This is a genomic window from Nocardia sp. NPDC047648 (assembly GCF_040642815.1).
Taxonomy (GTDB): Bacteria; Actinomycetota; Actinomycetes; order Mycobacteriales; family Mycobacteriaceae; genus Nocardia; species Nocardia gamkensis.
The window spans coordinates 72,485-94,459 of record NZ_JBEYSX010000015.1 but is presented as its reverse complement, the minus strand read 5'-3'; the positions used below and the strand labels follow the sequence as shown (position 1 = coordinate 94,459).

At 69.5% G+C, this 21,975-nt stretch carries 17 protein-coding genes and 1 tRNA gene; 11 read left to right on the top strand and 7 right to left on the bottom strand.

Annotation, left to right across the window (positions count from 1 at the left end; genetic code table 11):
- Positions 1–21 precede the first annotated feature (21 nt).
- Positions 22–486 (bottom strand): GatB/YqeY domain-containing protein, encoded by a 465-nt coding sequence (locus tag ABZ803_RS27540; RefSeq protein ID WP_040864453.1) that lies wholly within the window; start codon positions 484–486, stop codon positions 22–24.
- Positions 487–619: 133 nt separating this feature from the next.
- On the opposite strand from ABZ803_RS27540, the gene ABZ803_RS27535 reads away from it, so the two are divergent.
- From ABZ803_RS27535 to ABZ803_RS27520, 4 genes are all read left to right on the top strand, one after another.
- The gene (locus ABZ803_RS27535; protein WP_357043605.1) at positions 620–1,582 is read left to right on the top strand and encodes a metallophosphoesterase; all 963 of its coding nucleotides are present in this window, start codon (positions 620–622) and stop codon (positions 1,580–1,582) included.
- A 665-nt stretch (positions 1,583–2,247) separates the two neighbouring features.
- Entirely contained in the window at positions 2,248–3,261 is a 1,014-nt protein-coding gene (locus ABZ803_RS27530; protein WP_357043603.1) for a hypothetical protein, read from the top strand.
- 60 nt (positions 3,262–3,321) lie between these two features.
- Positions 3,322–3,395: transfer RNA gene (locus ABZ803_RS27525), tRNA-Pro, on the top strand.
- A 480-nt stretch (positions 3,396–3,875) separates the two neighbouring features.
- Positions 3,876–4,598 carry an SDR family NAD(P)-dependent oxidoreductase gene (locus tag ABZ803_RS27520; RefSeq protein WP_357043601.1) on the top strand — a complete coding sequence of 241 codons (723 nt, stop codon included), beginning with the start codon at positions 3,876–3,878 and terminating at the stop codon, positions 4,596–4,598.
- A 43-nt stretch (positions 4,599–4,641) separates the two neighbouring features.
- On the opposite strand, the gene ABZ803_RS27515 is transcribed toward ABZ803_RS27520, so the two are convergent.
- Complete coding sequence (locus ABZ803_RS27515; RefSeq protein WP_357043599.1) at positions 4,642–5,100, bottom strand: hypothetical protein; 459 nt, start codon at positions 5,098–5,100, stop codon at positions 4,642–4,644.
- Positions 5,101–5,304: 204 nt separating this feature from the next.
- Between ABZ803_RS27515 and ABZ803_RS27510 the strand changes: the two genes are divergently transcribed.
- The 4 genes from ABZ803_RS27510 (at position 5,305) to ABZ803_RS27495 (ending at position 12,752) form a co-directional block, all read left to right on the top strand.
- Positions 5,305–6,012: a GntR family transcriptional regulator gene (locus ABZ803_RS27510; RefSeq protein WP_357043597.1), complete on the top strand. Its 708-nt coding sequence runs from the start codon at positions 5,305–5,307 to the stop codon at positions 6,010–6,012.
- Positions 6,013–6,024: 12 nt separating this feature from the next.
- Positions 6,025–9,633 (top strand): urea carboxylase, encoded by a 3,609-nt coding sequence (gene uca, locus ABZ803_RS27505; protein ID WP_357043595.1) that lies wholly within the window; start codon positions 6,025–6,027, stop codon positions 9,631–9,633.
- A complete protein-coding gene (gene atzF, locus ABZ803_RS27500) occupies positions 9,634–11,361 on the top strand; it encodes an allophanate hydrolase (RefSeq protein ID WP_357043593.1) in 1,728 nt (575 codons plus the stop codon).
- A 161-nt stretch (positions 11,362–11,522) separates the two neighbouring features.
- The gene (locus ABZ803_RS27495) at positions 11,523–12,752 is read left to right on the top strand and encodes an FAD-dependent monooxygenase (protein ID WP_357043591.1); all 1,230 of its coding nucleotides are present in this window, start codon (positions 11,523–11,525) and stop codon (positions 12,750–12,752) included.
- 66 nt (positions 12,753–12,818) lie between these two features.
- Here the strand turns inward: ABZ803_RS27495 and ABZ803_RS27490 are convergent, their stop codons facing one another.
- Both ABZ803_RS27490 and ABZ803_RS27485 read right to left on the bottom strand, forming a co-directional pair.
- Positions 12,819–13,409: a helix-turn-helix domain-containing protein gene (locus tag ABZ803_RS27490; RefSeq protein ID WP_357043589.1), complete on the bottom strand. Its 591-nt coding sequence runs from the start codon at positions 13,407–13,409 to the stop codon at positions 12,819–12,821.
- Positions 13,410–13,557: 148 nt separating this feature from the next.
- The gene (locus tag ABZ803_RS27485) at positions 13,558–14,784 is read right to left on the bottom strand and encodes a cytochrome P450 (RefSeq protein WP_357043587.1); all 1,227 of its coding nucleotides are present in this window, start codon (positions 14,782–14,784) and stop codon (positions 13,558–13,560) included.
- Positions 14,785–15,204: 420 nt separating this feature from the next.
- On the opposite strand from ABZ803_RS27485, the gene ABZ803_RS27480 reads away from it, so the two are divergent.
- Entirely contained in the window at positions 15,205–15,342 is a 138-nt protein-coding gene (locus ABZ803_RS27480; RefSeq protein WP_157114101.1) for a hypothetical protein, read from the top strand.
- Between the two features lie 125 nt (positions 15,343–15,467).
- Here the strand turns inward: ABZ803_RS27480 and bla are convergent, their stop codons facing one another.
- The 3 genes from bla to ABZ803_RS27465 all read right to left on the bottom strand — a co-directional run bounded on the left by bla (position 15,468) and on the right by ABZ803_RS27465 (position 18,448).
- Positions 15,468–16,382 carry a class A beta-lactamase gene (gene bla / locus ABZ803_RS27475; protein ID WP_357043584.1) on the bottom strand — a complete coding sequence of 305 codons (915 nt, stop codon included), beginning with the start codon at positions 16,380–16,382 and terminating at the stop codon, positions 15,468–15,470.
- A 104-nt stretch (positions 16,383–16,486) separates the two neighbouring features.
- On the bottom strand, positions 16,487–17,959 hold the full coding sequence (locus ABZ803_RS27470) for a catalase (RefSeq protein ID WP_357043582.1): 1,473 nt from the start codon (positions 17,957–17,959) through the stop codon (positions 16,487–16,489).
- 63 nt (positions 17,960–18,022) lie between these two features.
- Entirely contained in the window at positions 18,023–18,448 is a 426-nt protein-coding gene (locus tag ABZ803_RS27465; RefSeq protein ID WP_357043580.1) for a Fur family transcriptional regulator, read from the bottom strand.
- A gap of 559 nt (positions 18,449–19,007) precedes the next feature.
- On the opposite strand from ABZ803_RS27465, the gene ABZ803_RS27460 reads away from it, so the two are divergent.
- A complete protein-coding gene (locus ABZ803_RS27460; RefSeq protein ID WP_357043578.1) occupies positions 19,008–20,249 on the top strand; it encodes an APC family permease in 1,242 nt (413 codons plus the stop codon).
- A 369-nt stretch (positions 20,250–20,618) separates the two neighbouring features.
- On the top strand, positions 20,619–21,968 hold the full coding sequence (locus tag ABZ803_RS27455; RefSeq protein ID WP_357043576.1) for a serine hydrolase: 1,350 nt from the start codon (positions 20,619–20,621) through the stop codon (positions 21,966–21,968).
- Positions 21,969–21,975: the final 7 nt, after the last annotated feature.

Sequence of the window (21,975 nt, the reverse complement as noted above, 5' to 3'; positions counted from 1 at the left end):
GCCCCTTTTCTCGTCGCTGTCCTACAGCCGCGCCTTCACCGCGGCCGAAATGCGCGAGCCGTCGGCCTTGCCCGCGGCGAGCCCGGTGGCGATCTTCATGACCTGCCCCATCTGGCGCATGCCGGGACGCTCGCCGATCTCCTCGGCGACCTGCGCGATGGCGGTGTCGGCGAGGTCGGCGACTTCGGCGTCGGTCAACTGGGTCGGCAGATACTCGTCGATGATGCGCGCCTCGGCGTGCTCGTTCGCCGCCAATTCGCCGCGCCCGGCCTGCGTGTATACCTCGGCGGATTCGCTGCGCTTCTTCGACTCCTTCTGCAACACGGAGACGACCTCGGCGTCGGTGAGCTCACGCGCCTGGGTGCCGGCGACCTCGGCGGTCTGGATCGCCGACAGCAACATCCGCAACGTGGAAAGGCGCAGCGTGTCCTTGGCTTTCATCGCGGCGGTGAGATCCGCTCGCAGCTGCGATTTGAGTTCCGACATGCCGCTCACGGTAGCGGCTCCGGGGCGGTGGTCCCACTACATTTGGCGCGCGGCCCGATTTCCCGCCGAGAAAAGGGGCGCTTGTGCGGAAACACACTCGGCGCTCCTGAGCGAGGTCACCTATGCTGGGCAAATGCCCGTGATCTCGACCTCTGCTGTCCGCACGACCGCGCTGGGAGCCGCCGGGGCCGCGGTGGCCGGAATCGGCTACGCCTCGCTGGTCGAACGCAACGCCTTCGTCCTACGGGAGGCGACCATGCCTGTGCTGGCGCCGGGGTCGTCGTCGCTGCGCGTGCTCCACCTCAGTGACCTGCACATGATGCCCGGGCAGAAGCTCAAGCAGCAGTGGCTGCGGGAACTGGACCGGCTGGAGCCGGACCTGGTGATCAACACCGGCGACAATCTCTCGCACCAGAAGTCGGTGCCCGCGGTGGTCCAGGCCCTCGGCGGATTACTCTCCCGCCCGGGGCTTTTCGTTTTCGGCAGCAACGACTATTTCGCGCCGGTGGCGAAGAACCCGCTGAAGTACTTCAAGAAGGACCACCGCCGCACCTACGGCGCTCCGCTGCCGTGGAAAGACCTGCGCGCGGCCTTCACCGAGCGCGGCTGGCTCGACCTGACGCACGTGCGCCGCGACCTCGAGGTGGCCGGTATCCGCATCGCCACCGCCGGCGTCGACGATCCGCACCTGCAGCGCGACCGGTACGACACCGTCGCAGGTGCTCCGAACCCGCTGGCCGATCTGCGGCTCGGCCTCACCCACTCCCCCGAGCCCCGAGTGCTGGACCGCTTCGCCGAGGACGGGTACGACTTGGTGCTGGCCGGGCACACCCATGGCGGCCAGTTGTGCCTGCCCGGCTACGGCGCCCTGGTCACCAACTGCGGGATCGACCGGTCCCGGGTGAAGGGTTCCTCGAAGTGGGGCGAGCACACCCGGTTGCACGTCTCCGCGGGTGTCGGCACCTCCCCGTGGGCGCCGTACCGCTTCTGCTGCCGTCCGGAGGCGACCTTGTTGACGCTGGTCGCCGCACCGCCGAAGCGACCGGGAGCCGACACGGGCCACGGAGTGTCGGCATCGGAGGCCGTCGCCCGCTAAGGTCCCCTGCCGAGACGTGTGGCAGGTAGGGGACAACTGTGAGTGGATTCGACGACCGGCGCGACGACCCGACGATCATGGGACGGCCCGCCGGGCCGCCGGATCCTCGGCAACAGCCCTTCCGCGCACCGCATTCCGCGTTTCCTCCGGCGGGAGACGACGCAGGCGTCCGGCCACCAGAGACAGGAGCGGGTAGCCCCCAAGAGTGGTCCCCGTGGCAGCCGGGAGGGTACGACGAACCGGCACGCCCCCCTGTCACGCCTTGGCAGCGCGGCGCACCGGAGCAGCCGGCCTCGAACGGGCCTGCCCCGATGTCCCCGTGGCAACCGGGAGCCGCGACAGGTGAGGGCGGCGAGCCGCTGTATCCGGGACAGGCCGACCCAGCCACGCAGTGGCAGCCGAACCGAGAGCCCGACCCGACACTCCAGTGGCAACCCGGCGTCCAGAGCGACCCACCGACATCTCGACTGTCGGACAGCGACTCGGGCTCGCACCCGCCCACACCGGCCGAGCCGACCGTGCTCGCCGAGTGGGTCAGCCGACGGCCAGGGACCCCGGGCCGCGACGATCCCACCAGGTCGGCCCGATCCCTCGGGCAGCCACCCTCCGACCGGTGGCCCCCGCAGACCCCGCCGGATCTCGGCCACGGGCGCAACGATCCGACGATGCTCGGACAGCCCCTCGGCGCACTCGACCAACCCGCGCCCTTCGGCAACCGGACGCCGGGCCCCGGTGGCCAGGCGCCGCCCCAGCTCGGCTATCCGGGCGCCGATCCGTTCGGTCAGCCGGTCCAGGCTTCGCAGTGGCAACCCGCAGGCGGCCCGGTGCAGTACGGCACCCCGCCGGATGGCCGGTATCAGCCCGGCTACGGCCCGCAGGGCGGATTCGGGGGACCACCACCGAACCAGCCGAACGGGAGCGGCAGAGGAAAGCTCGTGCTGTCGGCCGGCCTGGGGGTGCTGCTGGTCGCCGGTCTCGTGGCCGGGGTAGTAGCCCTGAGCACGATGAAGAAGGACGATGACTCCGCTCGGGACACCGCTCCGTCGATGGTGAACGCCCTCACCACCACGACGGTGGACGCGCCCACCCGGACCACGACCAAAGCGGCACCCACGACGACCGCGCGGGGCTCCGGTGACAAGACACCGGTGATCCCCGGATACCAGGTCGTCAGAGCGCCCGACAGCGGCGCAGCCTACGACGTGCCCGGCGACTGGACGATCGCGCCGCAAGGCACCATCGGCGGCTTCGGCGAGCCCCCGAACGCCGTCGCGGGTAAAGGCCTGGCCAGCGAGGGCAAGGGCTACTGCCCCGGATCGACCCGCACCGTCGCTTTCCTCACCGGCTCGGGGACCTCCGACCCGGGGAAGGCGGCCACCGAACTCGGCGTCAAGACCGCCACGCTCGCCTATAAGGCGACGCCCGGCGGCACACCCGCTCTGCCCATGCCGCTGGCTTCGCTGGACGGCTCCCAGCACGGCATGTTCGTGGAGACCAAGGGCACCGTCCCCGACGCCAAGCCCGGCTGCGCGAAGGCGTACTCCGTGTACACCGCGGCGTTCCCCAACGACAACGGGAACTTCGTCATGGTGATCGCCGCCGACACCGGCGTCCCGCACGCCCTCGACGCCGATACCGCCAAGCGCATCTTCACCAGCATCCGCCCCCTCGCAGGCTGACTGACCTGCCGGTTTAACGTCTCGGGCCGCCCTGTTGTAAGCTACTCCAGGTCCACTTCACGGGGTGTGGCGCAGCTTGGTAGCGCGCTTCGTTCGGGACGAAGAGGTCGCAGGTTCAAATCCTGTCACCCCGACTCGTGGTTGAGACGACGGGAAGGCCCCCGACCGGGTTCACGGTCGGGGGCCTTCCTCGTTATCGAGGACGGCCGTGGCGACGCCGATGCCGGAGGGCAGCGAAAAGCGGGTTCGAACGCCGGCCGCGACCGAATGGGGTTCGCCGTGACGGCCCTCCTGCCTGTGCCGACACCGCGTCGATCCGACGTCCGTAATGGCCGACGACCCGTTCACCGCCGCATAGCTACCCGCATTGTCCCGAATCCTTCTGTGCATCAGCAGCTTTGGTAGATTGATCAATCCGGATGCGTAGACTCGGCACCATGCACGCCTGCGCGCGCCCGGACTTGGGCGCTGCCCGTCCCGCGGGCATTGCGGCCGCTCGCCATGCCGACGAACCCGACACGATGACGATCGGCGGTCCGTCGTAGGTTGGACCGCTGGTATGCGGGAATATCATCGCTGAAGCCCTATTTCCGCAATCGACGAAAGGTCGGCAGATGAGCAAGCCCGCCGATAGCGTGCCCGCGGACAAACCGCTGTCCGGGAAGACCGCCCTGGTCACGGCGGCCTACACCGGAATCGGCCGGTCGATCGCGAAAACGCTTGCCGCGCAGGGTGCACAGGTCGTGGTGCACCATCCGCACTTTCCCGAGCCCGCCGCGGACGTGGTGAAGGAGATCACCGAGGCAGGCGGCTCGGCGCTGGCACTGGCGGCGGACGTCGCCGATCGCGGTGAGTACGAGGAACTGGTGCAGGCACTGCTCGACGAATGCGGCGGCTGGCACCTGCTGGTGAACACCGCGGCGGTACCGGAGTCCGAGCCGTTCCCGAAGCTCAGCTCGGAGGCGTTCGACAGCGCTTTCGCGGCGACGGTGAAGGGCGTGTTCCACGGCCTGCAGCTGGCCTTGCAGCATTTGGCCGACGCTGGCCGGATCATCACCGTCTGCGATCCCGCCGACCCGGGCAGCGCGGTGCACGACGCGACGCGCGGCGCGGTCGAACAGCTCGGCCAGGCCGTGGCCCCGGACTTCGTGCCGCGGCGAATCACCGTCAACACGGTCAGTTACGGCGTCGGCACGACCGACAACGCGGAACTCGAGACCGCCCTCGCCGCGCTCGAGCCTGCCGAGCCGGGCGCGGTGGTCGCCTATCTGGCCGGTGACGCGGCGAGCACGGTGAACGCGCAGGTGATCCGGCTCAACGGCACCGGCGGCCGGTAGCCCGGCGGCGCGCCCGCCGACCGTGGGCGCGCCGCCGCGCGGATCACGCGACGACCGTACCGCCGTAGGAAGTGAAGCCCCGGCCCAGCGCCTGGCAGGTGAAGCTGCCGTGGAAGCCGACCTGGCACGACGCCCCCGCGTGCTCGATGATCGGACCCCATTGCCCCGAACCGGTCTTCACGTCGTAGATGCTGGGATTGCCGCCCGCCAGGGTGTACGACGCGGCTGGGTCGAACGTGGGATGCCCGGGCAGCCAAGGCTGATCGATCGCGATCTCGTTCACCGTCACCGGCACCGGGATGTAGGTGTCGCCGACGTAGTAGCTCAAACGCATAGGCGAGGCGAAATCACATCCGAGCGCGCCGTCCGCGAAAATCGCACAGTTCATGCTGCCCACCGAAAAGTAGACCGTGCCCGCGTCCGCTTGGGCGTTACCGGCCGCGAGGATCGGCGCCGCCGCTACCGCGGCGAGTGCTCCGGCGAACTTCGTGCTGCGCTTCATATCGTCTCCCTGTTGCTTCGCTGATGGACAACCGGCCCGATGACTCTGCTGAGTCTGTCGAACCGGGACGGGATTCCGTTTCGCCGGGCCGCCACCGACCGGCCATCCGAGCACCGCGCCGAGCACGGCGCGGTGAGCAGACGCTAACGCGGCGATAACTTACGGACACCCCATCGACATGCGAGGTCAATAGCGTATACAGCCATGTCGACACGGATAGCGACTCTGGCGGACGCGGCGGGCAAATCCCTACGCGACGTGGTGTACGCGGCACTGCGCAGCGAGCTCATGAACGGGGACATCAAGTTCGGCGAACGACTGACCGAGCCGAAACTCTCCGCGCGATTCGGCATTTCGCGCACACCGATCCGCGAAGCGCTGACCGTCCTGTGCTCGGACGGACTGCTGCAACGCGAAGAATACGGCTTCAGTCCGGTCCGGCCGAGCATCCCGCTGATCCGGGACCTGTACGAGTTGCGAATCACCCTGGAACTGGGCGGTCTTCAGCGCGCGATGACCAATCCCGCGGTCACGCACGACCGGGAGCTGCTGGAATCCGAGCGCGCCGCCTGGCTGGAACTGCGCGCCGACCCACCGGAACAGGAGCCCGGTTTCGTGGTGCGCGACGAGGAATTCCACGTCACGCTGCTCACCGCGGCGGGCAACACCGAGATGGTGCGTGCACTCAAAGCGGTGAATTCCCGTATCCGCCATGTGCGCATGTACGACTTCATGGTCAACAACCGGATCGAGACCACCATCGCCGAGCATCTGGGCATCCTCGACGCCGTGCTGGCGGACGATCTCCCGCTCGCGTACCGGCTGTTGCACACGCACATCGGTGAATCGCTGGATGTGGTGCTCGAACGGGTGACCCGCGCGATCGCGGCGATGTCGCTGGCCACGGATTAACGGGGAGCGGTAGTGGGGCTGGAATTCGATGCGGTGCTCGTCGCGAACCGCGGCGAGATCGCGTGCCGCATCATGCGTAGCGCCCGGGCACTCGGGCTGAAGACGGTCGCGGTGTACTCCGACGCGGATGTCGGCGCGGCGCACGTCGAGATGGCCGACGTCGCCGTGCGTCTGGGTCCGGGCCCGGCCGCGGAGTCCTACTTGCGCGCCGACTTGGTGGTCGACGCGGCGCTGGCGACCGGGGCCGGGGCGATTCATCCCGGCTACGGATTCCTCTCGGAGAACGCGGAGTTCGCCACCGTGGTGGAGGAGGCGGGCATCGCGTTCGTCGGACCCACTGCCGAGCAGCTGCGCGTCTTCGGCGACAAGCACACCGCCCGTACGGCGGCGCGTGCGGTCGGCGTACCGCTCATTCCGGGCAGTGACCTGCTCGAAGCGGCCGATCACGCGGTGGCGGAGGCGGAGCGGATCGGCTTTCCCGTGATGCTCAAGGCGGTCGGCGGCGGTGGCGGCATCGGCATGCAGGCTTGCTTCGGCCCGGACGAGGTGCGCGCGGCCTACGAGCGCGTGCAGCGCATCGCGGCGGCGAACTTCGGTTCGGCGGGCGTCTTCCTGGAACGTTTCGTCGCGCGGGCCAGGCACGTCGAAGTGCAGTTGTTCGGTGACGGCCACGGCCGCGTCGTCAGCCTCGGGACCAGGGACTGCTCGCTGCAACGCCGCAACCAGAAGGTGATCGAGGAGGCGCCCGCGCCGGGACTCACCGCGCAACTGTCGGAGCGCCTGCTCGCCGCGTCCCGGGAGCTCGCCCGCTCGGTCGGGTACCGCTCGGCCGGGACGGTGGAATTCGTCTACGACGCCGATAGCGGGGCCGCGTCGTTCCTGGAGATGAACACCCGCTTGCAGGTGGAACATCCGGTCACCGAGGCGGTCACCGGCGTCGATCTGGTGGAGTGGATGCTGCGCCTGGCCGGCGGGGACACCTCGATGGTGGACGAACTGCCCGAGAGCGGTCCTGCGATCACCGGTCACGCGGTGGAAGCCCGCGTCTACGCGGAAGATCCCGGCCACGATTACCGCCCCAGCGCGGGCCTGATCACGGCCGCGTGCTTCCCCGACGACGTACGGGTGGACACGTGGGTCGACACCGGTTCGGAGGTCAGCCCGTATTACGACCCGTTGCTGGCGAAGGTGATCAGCGCGGGCGAGACCCGAGCGGACGCCTTCGCCGCACTGCGCACCGCGCTCGCCGCCACGCGGATCTACGGCGTGCAGACGAACCTGCCGCAGTTGCGCCAGGCCACGGCCGAAGGCCGGGTCCTACGCACGGAGCACACCACCACAACGCTGGCCGAGATCCGCCCGGCAGGCCGACGCATCGACGTACTGCGCGGCGGGACCATGACCACGGTGCAGGACCACCCCGGTCGGATCGGCCTGTGGAACGTCGGCATTCCGCCGTCCGGCCCGATGGACGACCTCTCCTTCACCCTCGCCAACACCGCGGTCGGCAACCCGGCCGGGGCGCCCGCGCTCGAATGCACCCTGGAGGGCCCGCGATTGCGCTTCTCCGATAGCACCGTCGTGTGCGTGACCGGTGCGCCTGCTCCGGTGACGGTGGACGGCCGCTCGGTGTCCATGTGGGAGCCCGTCACGGTGGCCGCGGGAGCGGTGCTGGACATCGGCGCACCCACCGACACCGGCCTGCGCACCTATCTGGCGGTGCGCGGCGGCATCGACGCGCCGCTCTATCACGGCAGCGCGGCCACCTTCACCCTCGGCGGATTCGGCGGGGTGACCGGTAGCGCCGTAACCACCGGCGACGTGCTCGGCATCGCCCCGGTCGACGCGAGCGCACTCGGCCCACCCGCCGCGGTGCCGCCGGATGAGCGGCCCGGTTTCACCCACGAGTGGCAGCTCGCGGTCGGCGTCGGCCCGCAGACCTCCGCGTACTTCACCGACGCCGACATGATCCAGTTCTGCACGCACCCGTGGCGGGTCGGCAGCCACGCCAATCGCACCGGCATTCGTTTGGAGGGCCCGAAACCGGCCTGGTCGCGCACCGACGGCGGCGAGGCCGGGCTGCACCCGTCCAACCTGCACGACAACCCCTACAGCGTGGGCGCGCTGAACGTCTCCGGTGACACGCCCATCCTGCTCGGGCCCGACGGCCCGAGCCTCGGCGGATTCGCCTGTCCGCTGACGGTGGTGTCCGCGCATCGCTGGCGGATGGGCCAGTTGCGTCCCGGCGACTCGGTGCGGTTCGTGCCGGTCGACGACGACAAGGCGGCCGCGTTGCGTTCGTCCGGTGGCGGTCGCGTGCCGGAGCTGGTCACCGATGCCGCGGCGGCCCTGCGCGATCGCGGTGTTCTCGGCGGCCTCGAGGCGTCGCGGGACCGTCCGCGGGTGCGGTACCTGCGCGGCGGGGACGACAACGTCCTGGTCGAATACGGCGAGATGGTGCTCGATCTCGGGCTGCGCATGCGGGTGCACGCGCTGGCCGAAAGCCTTGCCGGCGTCCGGCTGCCCGGCATTCTCGACGTGACCCCTGGCGTCCGGTCCCTGCACATCCACTTCGACCCCGCGGTGCTGCCGCTGTATCGGCTGCTCGGCACGTTGACCGAACTCGAACTCGAGCTGCCCGCCACGACGGACCTGGTGGTGCCGAGCCGCACCATCCGGCTACCGCTGTCGTTCGACGACCCGTCCATCGCCGAAGCCATCGACCGTTACCGCAGCGGTGTGCGCGACACCGCGCCATGGCTGCCGTCGAACATCGAGTTCATCCGCCGTATCAACGGGCTCGCCGATGTGGACGATGTGCGCACCACCGTCTTCGACGCCGAGTATCTGGTGCTCGGACTCGGGGACGTATACCTCGGTGCGCCGCTGGCGGTTCCGCTGGATCCGCGGCACCGCCTGGTCACCACCAAATACAACCCGGCCCGCACCTGGACCCCGTCGGATGCCGTCGGCATCGGCGGCAAGTACCTGTGCGTCTACGGGATGGCCTCCCCGGGCGGCTATCAACTGATCGGCCGCACGGTGCCGATCTGGTCCAGCTACCGGCAGGCCGCGCCGTTCGAATCCGGCACGCCCTGGCTGTTCCGGTTCTTCGATCGCATCGTGTGGGAACCGGTCGGCGCGCAACAGTTGCTCGAGTACCGCCGCGCGGCCGAGGCGGGCAGATTCGACGCCGAGGTGAGTGAGGGCAGTTTCGCGCTCGCCGACCACCTGCGCCTGTTGCGCACCGAGGCCGACGCCATCGCCGAGTTCGAGGCCGGGCAGGCCGCCGCGTTCGAGGCGGAGAAGGACGCGTGGCGGGCGGCGGGCGAATTCGAGCGCAGCACCGTCGCGCCCGTCGCCACGCCGATCGATGACCCGCTCGCCGGGCTGCCCGCCGACGCGACCGTGGTGTCGGCGCCGATGATCGGCAATGTCTGGCGGGTGGAAGTCGAACCGGGCCAGCAGGTCGAGGCCGGTGCGCCGGTGGCCGTCCTGGAGGCGATGAAACTCGAATTACCCGTGCACAGCCCGAGCGCGGGCACCGTGCTGAAGGTACTGACCACCCCCGGCGCCAAGGTGGAGCCGGGCACGCCACTAATCGTGATCGGAGTCGACTGAATGCCCGCAGGCGTCCTAGGCAATACGGCGGCCGACCCCGTCGAACGCGTCGCGGCCGCCTATCGGCGGATCGCCGAGGTCGATCGGCCGGAGGTGTGGATCACCCTGCGACCGGAATCCGAGGTCGCCGCCGAAGCGGCCACCCTCGCGCGGCGGCTCGCCGCCGGAGAGTCCCTGCCGCTGGCCGGGGTTCTGGTGGCGGTGAAGGACAACATCGATGTGGCGGGCCTGCCGACCACCGCGGCCTGCCCGGAGTTCGCCTACCTGCCCGAGGTGACCGCGGCGGCGATCGAGCGATTGCTCGCGGCCGGGGCGCTGGTGCTGGGAAAGACGAACCTGGATCAGTTCGCCACCGGGCTGGTCGGGACGCGCAGCCCGTACGGCGCGGTGCGCAACGCCCGCTATCCGGAGCTGGTGGCGGGCGGCTCCAGTTCCGGTTCCGCCGCCGCGGTGGCGCTCGGCATCGCGGACATCGGCATCGGTACCGACACAGCCGGATCCGGCCGCGTGCCCGCGGCACTGCACGGGATCGTCGGCATCAAGCCCACCTTGGGAGTGATCCCGGCGCATGGGACCGTGCCCGCCTGCGCCGATTACGACGCCGTCACGGTCTTCGCCGCCGACCTCGACTCGGCGGTGACCGCGGCCGCGGTGATGGCGGGCCCCGAGCCGCGCGACCCGCGCAGCCGTACCTGGCCCGCCGACGTCCGGCTGGCCGCCCCGCTCGCGCCGCGCATCGCCGTGCCGCGCCCGGAGGACCTGACCGCGCTCGGCGAGCCGTATCGGGAAGCGTTCGCCCGCACCGTCGCCGGTGTCGCCGATATCGGCGCGAAGACCGAGGAAATCGACATCTCCGTCCTCATCGACGCCGCGCTCTTGCTCTACGACGGTGCGCTCGTCGCCGAACGTTATGCCGCGGTGGGCGCGTTCCTGGACACCGCTCCCGCGGGCGCCGACCCCACGGTCACCGCGATCATCGGCGCGGCGCGGGAGAAGACCGGCACGGCGTTCGCCGCCGATCTCGAGCGGCTGGCCCGCGCGAAGGCGGCGGCCGCCGGACTGCTGCACGGCTTCGACGCACTGCTGCTGCCGACGACCACCGAACACCCCAGCATCGCAGCGGTGCGAGCCGATCCGATCGGAATCAACCGGCGGATGGGCACATACACCAATTTCTGCAATCTGCTGGACATGGCCGCCGTCGCCGTCCCCGGCGCGTCCACCGCCGACGGCGCGCCGTTCGGAGTCATGCTGGTCACCCCCGCCTTCGCCGATCAGGTGGCCGTCGACATCGCCGCCCGCCTGCTCGGTTCGGAGAGCTCGCCGCTGCTCGTCGAGCGCGGCGTCGACCTCGCCGTCTTCGGGGCACACCTGCGTGGGCAGCCGCTGCACTTCCAGCTCGAGCAACTCGGCGCGCGCTTTCTCGGCGAGATCCGGACCACCGACGCCTACCGGCTGACCGCTCTCGACACCACGCCGCCCAAGCCGGGACTGGTGCGGCACGGACCGGGCCGCGGCGCCCCGATCGAGGGAGAGCTGTTCCGCGTCTCCGCCGCCGGATTGGGTGCGTTCCTCGCCGAGCTTCCCGCTCCCATGGCCCTGACCAGGATCGAACTCGCCGACGACCGCGAGGTCGTCGGTTTCACCTGCACCTACGATGCCGCGAGCGCCGCTACCGACATCACCCATCTCGCGAGCTGGCGCACCTACCTCCAGCGTCGTTCCTAGGTCGCGCTTTTCACCGATGGCCCATGGCCGCGAGGGTTCCTCGTCGCCATGGGCCATTGCTCTGCCCACCTGGTTAGACATTTGTGCTAGACAGTTGTGCCAGCTTGTGTTAGACATATGTCTAAGACATTTGGTCAATCCAGTGGGAGTCGAGGAAAGTCATGAACGCCAAATCCGTAAGCCAGCTCCGCGTGCTCGTCGCCGGCGGCGGCATCGGCGGCAATGCCGTCGCGCTGCAACTGCTCCGGGCCGGCATCCGGGCCACCGTCGTGGAGCGCGCCGCGGCGCCGCGGCCCGGCGGCCAGGCAGTCGACCTGCGCGGGCCCAGTCGCGAGGTGGCCGAGCGGATGGGCATGATGCCGGGCATCCGCGACTACCAGCTCGACGAGCGGGGCATGAAGTACGTCGACGACGCGGGCCGCGAGATTCTCCGCATGTCCGCCGAACTCTTCGACGGCAAGGGCGCGGTCGCCGAAATCGAGATCACCCGAGGGGATCTCAACCAGGTGCTGCTCGACCTGCTCGTCGCGGAGGGCGGCGTCGACTACCGGTACGGCGAGTGGATCACCGAGATCCGGCAGGACGACGCGGGCGTCGACGTCACGTTCGCCTCCGGCGCGACCGAGCGGTTCGACATCGTGATCGGCGCGGACGGACTGCACTCCGCCACCCGCCGGATGGTCTTCGGCCCCGAGGAACAGTTCGCGACCTACCTGGGCGGATACATGTCGTTCTTCACGCTGCCGCGCCCGGAAGACCTGGAGCCGCACTGGTTCACGATGCATTCGCTGGTGGGGGCCACCGGGCTGGGCATGCGTCCCGACTCCGACCCGGCCACCTGCAAGGCGCTCGTCGTGATCCGCGCGGCAGCCGATCCCGCGCTGCGCCGGGATGTCGCCGCACAGCAGCAGTTCATCCGCGACCGCCTGGCCGGCGGCGGCTGGGAATCGGCTCGCATCGCGGCGGCCGTGTCCGAGGCGCCGGACTTCTACTTCGACGAGCTGGCCCGGATCGACATGCCGAGCTGGGTCGAGGGCCGAGTGGTCCTGCTCGGCGACGCGGGCTACTGCGGTTCACCGCTCACCGGCCAGGGAACCGCGATGGCGCTGGTGGGCGCGTACGTCCTCGCCGGTGAGCTGGCCGCGCACGCCGACAACCCCGGCCGGGGCCTGGCCCGTTACCAGGAAGTGCTGCGCCCCTTCGTGAAGACGGCCCAGCAGTTGCAGCCGGGCGGCCTGAACGCCATGACGCCCAAGTCTCGCTTCGGCATTCGCGCGGGCCACGCCCTCAGCAAGCTGATGATGTCGAAGGCGATGCGCCCGGTGATGATGCGGATGTTGAGCAAGACCGAGAGCTACGACCTGCCCGACTACTCGGCCGCGACGGTCTGAACCCACGCGCGGCGGTGTCGCGCTTCGGCCGGAGTCCCGCGCGGCTCCGGTCGACGACGTGCCGGATCAGGCGATCACCGTCCGGTCGTCGAGCAGGAACGGCAGCACGAAGTCGCGCAGCATCGCCCGTTCCTCGTCCTCACCCGCACCGGGCAGCGTCAGCAACGACACCATCGCACGCACCACCCACCGACCGACGCGCTCGGCGGCGACGGCGGGCAGCCCTGGGCGGAATCCGGCGACGAAGTCCGTGGCCAGCGCGTCCACCACACCCGCCGAATTCGCCAGCTGGGCAACGATGCCCGCGTTGGACGGTTCGAACCAGACCGCCAGATGCGGCGTTTTCCGTACCTCGGCGAGCAGGGCGGTCAACGTGTCGAGCAATTGCTCCCCCGGTTCCGCGCTCGCGGGCACCGCGCGGTCGCGCCAGACTCGCTCGATCAACTGCCGCGCCTCCCGCCCCGCGAAGGCCACATACAGCGCCTGCCGATTCTCGAAGTAGCGATACAGCGTCGCCCTGGAACAGCCTGCGGCGTCGGCGACTTCGGCCATGCCGACTCCGCTGACGCCCTTGTCGATGAACAGCGCGCGCACCGCGTCGAGAATGCGCTCACCGGCCAGCTCGGTGCGGCCGTCGGCCAGCCAATCGCCACTCATTGCCGTGTCCTCTCCTACTTCACCGCACCGAGCTGCCACTCCGACAGCGGTACGGACCGCCGAGCCGAGTTCTCCGGCCCGCCGACGCCGGCTTCACCGGCTGCGCCGCGGGCGGACGTGCGCCGTCCGGGTCGCGCCACCTCGCCGCTCAGCCCCTGCACCGGAACGGCACACTGGTCGGCCTGCGAACGTAGGGACCGCTCGCGTACTCGACCGTGTCGCTGTCGACTACGTAATCGGGGAACCGATCGAGCAGCTCCTCGAGCGCGACCCTGGCCTGCATCCGCGCCGCCGCCGCACCGAGACAGTGGTGCGGCCCGTGCCCGAAGGTGAGGATGCGCTGCGGGTTCCGGTCGATGTCCAGTTCGGCGGCGTCCGCGCCGAACGCCCGCTCGTCGCGGTTGGCCGACCCGAACACCAGCAGCACTTTCCGCCCCGCTCGCACCGTCTTCCCGGCCAGTTCGACATCGCGCGTCGCGGTTCGCGCCAACCCTTGCACCGGTGAGGTGAGCCGGGCGAACTCCTCGATCGCGACGCGTATCCGGTCCGGCTCCGCGGCGAGCGCGGCGCGCTGGTCCGGGTGCTGTTGCAGCAGTTGCACGGCGCCGCCGAGCAGGCCCGTGGTGGTGTCGTTGCCGCCCGCGACCATGGTCCAGGCGTAGGCGAGGATTTGGATCAGCCCGCGCACGTCCGTGTCGTCGGCCGCCATTCCCGCCTGGACCAGCAGTGACACCGTGTCGTCACCCGGATCGGAGCGCCTGCGTTCGATCAGCCCCGCGAAGTAACCCATCATCTCCGCCGACGCCGCCTGCGCCTTGGTGTTCGTCCGGTCGATGCTGCCCGCGACGACGGCGTCGGTCCACCCGTCGAACCTCGCGCGGTCCTGTTCGGGCACCCCGAGGTAGTACGCCACCACCATGCTCGGCAGCGGCTTGAACAGCTGCTCGACGATGTCACCGCCGCCCTGCGCCCCGAGGTGGTCGAGCCGGTCGCGTACGAACCGGCGGACCACCGGCTCGACTTCCTCGACCTGACGCGGGGTGAACCCGCGAGCGACCAGTTTGCGGAAGTCGGTGTGCTGCGGCGGGTCCTGCATCACCAGCGGGGGGTTGTCGGTCAGGCCGAGTTCGTCGAGTTCGCCGTATTCCACCGTCAGCCCGTCGCGAGAGGAATACGTTTCGCTGTCGCGTGCCGCCGCGTACACGTGCTCGTGCCGGGTGAGCACCCAGTAGTCGTTCTCCGGGCGCGCCGCCGGTACGACGTGCTGCACCGGATCGTGCTCACGCAGCGCCCCGTACATCTCCCAAGGCGACGCCCAAGTGGGGCCGGAACGGAGTTCGAACACCGGAGCCGACCGATACGCAACGTTCACCATGTATCGACCGTAAGACAGAATCGCTCATCTGTCTAGAACTGGTTCCAGGAAGGCGGGCCGATCACCCTCGCGACCAGCCCAGCCGCACCTTCCCGCCGCGGACCCGGGTGCCGCGCACTCATCGGTTACCTTCGGCAGCGGCAACCACCGTGTCGTTGCCGGTCAGCTCCAGGAAGAGCCGGTGCGAGCGTCCGCTCCGCATCCGCGTCCGCCGGGCCGGCCACCCCTCGTAGACCGGCCCGGCGGACACCACCCCCGAGGTCCGGCCTGTCACCCCTCGAGACAGGTCGTTCCCCGGTTCGCACCTTCGGTGCTGGGCTTGTTCCTCCCGCGAGACAAACAATGCAGGCCGGCGCTTGGCACGCACTTAAGAACACCTTGCAAGATCGAAACCGCAGGTGAGCACACCTTTATCAAGCGGTGCCCGGCAAGCTCCTACCGCGCGGAGCCGGATCGCGGGATGATGGTGACGAGTGCGCCGAACGATTGGGAGCGACGATGGAAACCGTGGTGGTCTGGATTCTGGCCAGCCTGCTGTACTGGTGGGGCCTGCTGTAGATGTACGAACCTGGCCGCCCGAACCCGGCCAGGTCCACTACAGTCCCCGCGAAGTCCGGCGCACCGCGGCGACAGAAGCGCGCAGCCTGCGATGCCGATCGGTTCGATGGCGCGGGCGCCGTGGGTCACCGTAGACGTTCTACGGCTACCTTTGTCACTTCCACCAGCAAGTCGTTGTTCGCCTCGGCGTCCGCGTCGGACTTGCGGCTCATGATCGCGAGCACGATCGGCGCCCGGCCACCCTCCGGCCAGACGATCGCGACGTCGTTGGCCGAGCCGTAGGAGCCGGTGCCCGTCTTGTCGCCGGTCACCCAGTTCGCGGGCAACCCCGCGCGGATGCGTGCGCCGCCGGTGGTGTTCGCCTTCAGCCAGGTCACCAGCTGATCGCGTTCGGGCGCGCCGAGCGCGTCGCCCAGCGCCGAAGCGCGGTAGTCCGCCGCCAGCGCGGCGGGCGTGGTGGTGTCCCGCTCGTCACCGGGGATCGCGGTGTTGAGTTCCGTTTCCCAGCGGTCGAGCCTGCTCGCCGGATCGCCGAGCGTGCGAAGGAACGCCGTGAGCCCCTCCGGTCCGCCGATCTCGCGCAGCAACAGGTTGCCCGCGGTGTTGTCGCTGCGGGTGATCGCGGCCTCGGCCACTCGCGCCAGGGTCATCCCCTCGACCACTCCCGCACTGGTCACCGGCGAGTGCTCGACCAGATCCGCTTCGTTGAACCGGATCACTCGATCGAAATATCCCGTGTCGAGCGGATGCGAGCGCAGCAGGGCGGCCGCCGCGAGCGCCTTGAAGGTGGACAGGAACGGGAAACGCTCGTCGGCGCGGTGGGTCACCGTCCTGCCGGTGCCGGTGTCCACCGCGAACAGCCCGATCTGCGCGCCGTAGCGAGCCTCCAGGTCCGCCACGCTCGTGTTCGCGGCGGGACTTACCTGGACGCTGGATGTGATCGAACTCGGCTGCGCCGCATCCGTTCCCGTACCGCAACCGGCCAGCAGAGCCAATGCGGCGGCGAGCGCCATCCGGTGGTCGCGTGTCAGCCGAGACATGCCATCACTCTGACACCCGGGCACCTACCGGGCAAACAGGATCGGCCGGACACGCCGAAGGCAGGCGCGCGCCGATGACGCACACCTGCCTTCGATGCGGGCGCTCAGCCCTGCGAGCTGTCGTCGAGCCCGGCGCGCACGCCCTCCTCGACCCGCTTGCCGAGGTCGGCGTCCACGTTCTTCCAGTACTCGAAAACCCGGCCGAGCACCGGTTCCCGCACACCGCCGAGCACGTGGCCGACGATGTTGCGCACCAGCCGCTCGCGTTGCGCGTCGTCGAGCACCTCGCGGACCAGGGTGCCCGCCTGGGTGAAGTCACCGTCCTCGGCGTGCCGGAGGTAGCTTGCCCGCACGATGGCCGGGTCGAAGTCCCAGATGCCGCCGTCGGGCGCCCGCTCCGGTGCGGCGTGCGGCCCACCGAACGAATTCGGCGCGTACACCGGCACATTCGGATCGTTGTAGTGATACCGCATGGCGCCCTCCTTGGAGTAGGAGTTCACCTCCGCCGCCCTGGCCTGGTTCGGCGGCAACTGCGCGTAGTTCGTGCCGATGCGGTAGCGGTGCGCGTCCGCGTAGGCGAAGACGCGGCCGAGCAGCATCTTGTCCGGCGAGAAACCGATGCCGGGAACCACATTCGACGGCTCGAACGCGGCCTGCTCGATATCGACGAAGTAGTTGCGCGGGTTGCGGTTCAGCGTCCACTTGCCGACCTCGAGCAAGGGGTAGTCCTTGTGCGACCACACCTTGGTCAGGTCGAACGGGTTGAACCGGTAGCCTTCCGCCTCCGCGACCGGCATGACCTGCACGTACACCGTCCAGCTCGGGAAGTCGCCGCGCTCGATCGCCTCCCACAGATCCTTGCGGTGGTAATCGGCGTCCTCGCCCGCGATCCGGTCGGCGTCGGCCTGGGTCAGGTATTCGATGCCCTGGTCGGTTTTGAAGTGGTACTTGACCCAGAAGCGCTCGCCCGCGGCATTGATCCACTGATAGGTGTGCGATCCGTAGCCGTTCATGTGCCGGTAGGTCTTCGGGATGCCGCGATCGCCCATCAGCCAGGTCACCTGGTGCGCGCTCTCCGGGCGCAGGGTCCAGAAATCCCACTGCATGTTGTGATCGCGAAGACCGTTGCCGGGCAGGCGCTTCTGCGACCGGATGAAGTCGGGGAACTTGATCGGGTCCTTGATGAAGAAGATGGGCGTGTTGTTGCCGACGAGGTCGTAGTTGCCGTCCTCGGTGTAGAACTTCACCGCGAATCCGCGCGGGTCACGCCAGGTGTCCGGGCTGCCCTGCTCACCGGCCACGGTGGAGAACCGCGCCAGCGACTCCGTGCGCGCGCCGGGCTGGAACAGTTTCGCCTTGGTGTACCTGCTGACGTCGCTGGTCACGACCAGTTCACCGTAAGCGCCCGCGCCTTTGGCGTGCACGATGCGTTCCGGCACCCGTTCCCGGTTGAACTGGGCGAGCTTCTCGATGAGGTAGTGGTCGTGCAGCAGGATCGGGCCTTGCGCGCCCGCGGTGAGCGATTCGTCGTCGCTCTCTACCGGGATGCCGGTGTTCGTGGTGGTCGGCTTGGTCATCGGACTCCTCGGCTGGTGAACATCGCCCCGGGAGTGCTACCCGGGGTGGCAAGGTGCGGACCGCTACTCGGAACGGCAGGTCGGGCACAGCCCCCAGAAGACGACCTCGGCTTCATCGACCACGAATCCGTGAGCGTCCGAAGGGTCCAGACATGGGGCTTCGCCCACGGCGCAGTCGACATCCGCGACCGCACCGCAGCTTCGGCACACCAGATGGTGGTGGTTGTCACCGATCCGGGTCTCGTATCGCGCGGACGAGCCCGCGGGTTCGATCCGCCGCAGGATCCCGGCGCGCACGCAAGCGTGCAAGACGTCGTAGACAGCCTGCGTGGACACCGAGCCCAGCGCGTCCCGCACGGTGGCGGCCACCGTGTCGGCATCCGAATGCGGCCGCGCGGCAACCGCGTCCAGCACCGCGATCCGCGGGGCGGTTACCCGCAAACCCGCTGCTCGCAACCACTCGCGTGGATCGGCGCCGTTGGCGTGCATGCTTCGATTCTGGCTCTTTTCTGGAATAAGTCAAGAAAATTATCTGGAATCATTCAAGAAAAGTTGCAGGCCGAGACCTCGTCCACCGGCCTCGACTCGACGAGAACACGCCCCAACCGAAGTGGCGGGCGTCACAGATCTGCCCCGGAATAGCTTGCGGGAGCCGGTGGTTGAACCCCCTGTCGGCGTCCGGACAGCCCCGGGCCGCACCCTTCGTCGCTTCGAGCGACCACCCGCCGAGAGGCGCTTGTGGGACGTCGACACCCACCGCCGGCGTCCGGACAGCCCCGGGCCGCACCCCTTTGTCGCTTCGAGCGACCATCCGCCGAGAGGCGCTTGTGGGACGCCGACGGTTGTGACACCGATATGGTGTCCGAGCTCGCAGCGCCGCCGGATTCCTCGCGAATCCGGCGGCGTTGTCATTTCCGACCACATCGGTCGAGTGGCACCGCAGCGTGCGGCTTCTCGCGTTCCGCCGCAGCCATGTGCCACCAACGGAGTCCTTCGCCGAGTCGAACTCGCTCTGCGGCGGCGGGGGCGATGCGGGAGGATGCACTTCATGGCGTCGCAGGACGGGACCTTGCACCGCAGGCTCGGGCTCACCGATTCGGTTGTCATCGGGTTGGGGGCGATGGTGGGGGCGGGGATATTCGCGGCGCTGGCGCCCGCGGCGGCTTCGGCCGGGAGTTGGTTGCCGGTGGCGCTCGCGGTGGCGGCGGTGCTGGCGTACTGCAATGCGACGTCGTCGGCACGGCTGGCGGCGCGGTACCCCGTGTCCGGTGGAACGTACGTCTACGGGCGGGAACGGCTCGGGCCGTTCTGGGGATATCTCGCGGGGTGGGGATTCGTCGCGGGCAAGTCCGCCTCGTGTGCGGCGATGGCGCTGACCGTCGGTAGCTACGCCTGGCCCGAGCAGGCGCATGCCGTGGCGGTGGCGGCGGTGGTGGCGATCACCGCCGTCAACTACACCGGGGTGCAGAAGTCGGCGTTCGTGACCCGGGTGCTCGTCGCGGTGGTGCTCGCGGTGCTGGCCATCGTCATCGTGATCGGGCTGGCGGGAACGCACTCGGCGGCAACGGCCTTGCCCGACCGGATCGGCCCGCGCGAGGTGCTCACGGCGGCGGGGTTGCTGTTCTTCGCGTTCGCGGGGTACGCCCGCATCGCCACGCTCGGCGAGGAGGTACGCGACCCGCGACGCACCATTCCCCGTGCCGTCATGATCGCGCTCGGACTCGCCCTCGTGGTCTACGCGCTGGTGGCGGTCGCGGCGCTGAGCGTGCTCGGCTCCGCCGGACTGGCCCGGGCCACCGATCCACTGGCGCGAGTGGTCGCTGCGGCAGGCGTCCCCGCGGCCGCTCCGGTGGTGCGGATCGGCGCGGTACTCGCGGCGACCGGATCGCTGCTCGCGTTGATCCTCGGCGTGTCACGCACGGTGCTCGCCATGGCGCGGGACCGTTATCTGCCGGGCGCGCTCGCCGCAGTGCATCCGCGCTTCGGGGTGCCGCACCGCGCGGAACTGGTGGTCGGCGCGCTGGTCGCCGTGGTGGCCGCGCTGTTCGATCTGCGCGCGGCCATCGGATTCTCCTCGTTCACCGTGCTCTTCTACTACTTGATCGCCAACATCTCCGCCGCCACCCTGACCATCGAGGAGAACCGCCCGCCCCGGTGGGTCCCCGTGGTCGGCGCGGTGGGCTGCGTCGTCGTCGGGTTCTCCCTGCCCCTCGGCTCCGTGCTCGCCGGGCTCGGTGCGCTGGCACTCGGCACCGCGTTATATGGCCTGGCCAGGCGCTCCCACCGATGACGCCCGCCGGTCGCGGCGGGGCCCCAGGCCCGGCACCGCACGTGCTCGGCAGGCCGATAACGGCGGAAGCCACTCCGCCCGCTACGCGGCCGACGGCGAAGTCATCCACGCATCGACGTCCGGCATCGGGGTGACCACTTCCCCGCTCTCCTCGATACCGGCGACCGGCGCCCGCCGATTCCGACTGCCGCGCGTCCCCGATCGCTCGGCACGCTCGCCCCTTTGCGCGGCGGTATGCGATAAGGGTGTCCGCCGATCGAGTTTCAACGACGAGCCGCCCGAGTCCGGCCCGACCCGCGCGGATATCGGACGTCCAGTTCCCCGCCTGTTGCCCGTGTGATCAGGCGAAAGGGCGCTAGCCTCTTGCGTATGGGGCGTTTCGGTGGATTCCTGGCGGGAATCGCGGCAGTTTCGCTGGTGGCGGGCAATGTGTTCGCCGGAAGCGCGGTGGCCGCGCCCGGTGAGCAGGTGCGGTGCGCGGTCAGCTCGGGACGCGATCTGGAGCGGGCGGCGCCGGAACAGGTCGGTCTGGATTCCGTGAAACTTCAGGACGCTCTGACCTTCGCGTCCGGTCGAAACCGGTTCAATGTGCAGGTGTTCCGGCACAACTGCCTCATCGGCGAGGGACCGACGAACGCCCAGACCGGCAACGTGGCCTGGAACATCTGGAGTTCGACGAAGAGCGTCGTCTCCTTGCTCGCCGGAATCGCCTGGGACCAAGGAAAACTCGATCTCCGAGCACCGATCGACCGCTATCTGCCCGCCGGGCTCGGCGATGCGGCGCACCGGTCGATCACCGTCGAGAACCTGCTCACCGAGACCTCGGGCATGCGGGTCGGCGTGCTGACCGAGGGCGTCACCGGTGTGATCCCGGTCGACCCGGACAGCGCGGTGCAGGCGCTCGGCGTGCCGCTGGACAATCCGCCGGGCACCGTCTTCACCTACAGCCAGCGCAATGTCGACCTGCTGGCCTACGTGCTGGAACTGGCCGTCGGCGAGCCTCTGCAACGGTTCGCGCAGCGCGAGTTGTTCGATCCGCTCGGCATTCTCCGCAGCGACTACTACTGGGCGCGCGACCGCTCCGGGCACACCTACGGCTACGCGCACCTGATGATCCCGCCGAACGACTTCGCGAAACTCGGCCTGCTGGTCGGCAACGACGGGCGCTGGGGCGCGCGGCAAATCGTCTCCACCGACTACTTGACCATGGCACGCACGCCGTCACCCACGAACGCGTGCTACGGCTACCTGTTCTGGCTCGGCAGCGGTTGCGCCGAGATCGCCGACTTCCTGCCCCGTGACGTATACGCGATGGCCGGGCTCGGGTTGCAGAACGTCTTCGTCATTCCGAGCCTCGATCTCACGGTGGTGTGGACCGGCGTCTTCGGAAACGTCAGCAGCCAGGGCGTGTCGGGCGTCGTACAGAACACCCAGGAACTGCCCTACGAGTTCTTCCGCAAGGTGTTCGACGCGTTCTACGACCGGCCGGTGCCCGACCCGGGGCCGTACGTCGAGCCGCCGCTGCGGCTGGACCCCCGCCGCTTCGTCGACACCGACATCCTGATCGCGGTGTTCGGGCTCGGTCCCGCCGCCTATCCGGGCTGCAATGTCTTCGCTTGCCTGAATCACCCGCTGGACCCGCCGTTCGCGGACACCCCGCCGGGGTGCGCCATCCTGGTCTGCCTCGGACCCGACCCACGCACCCCGGGCATCCGCTGAGCGGCGC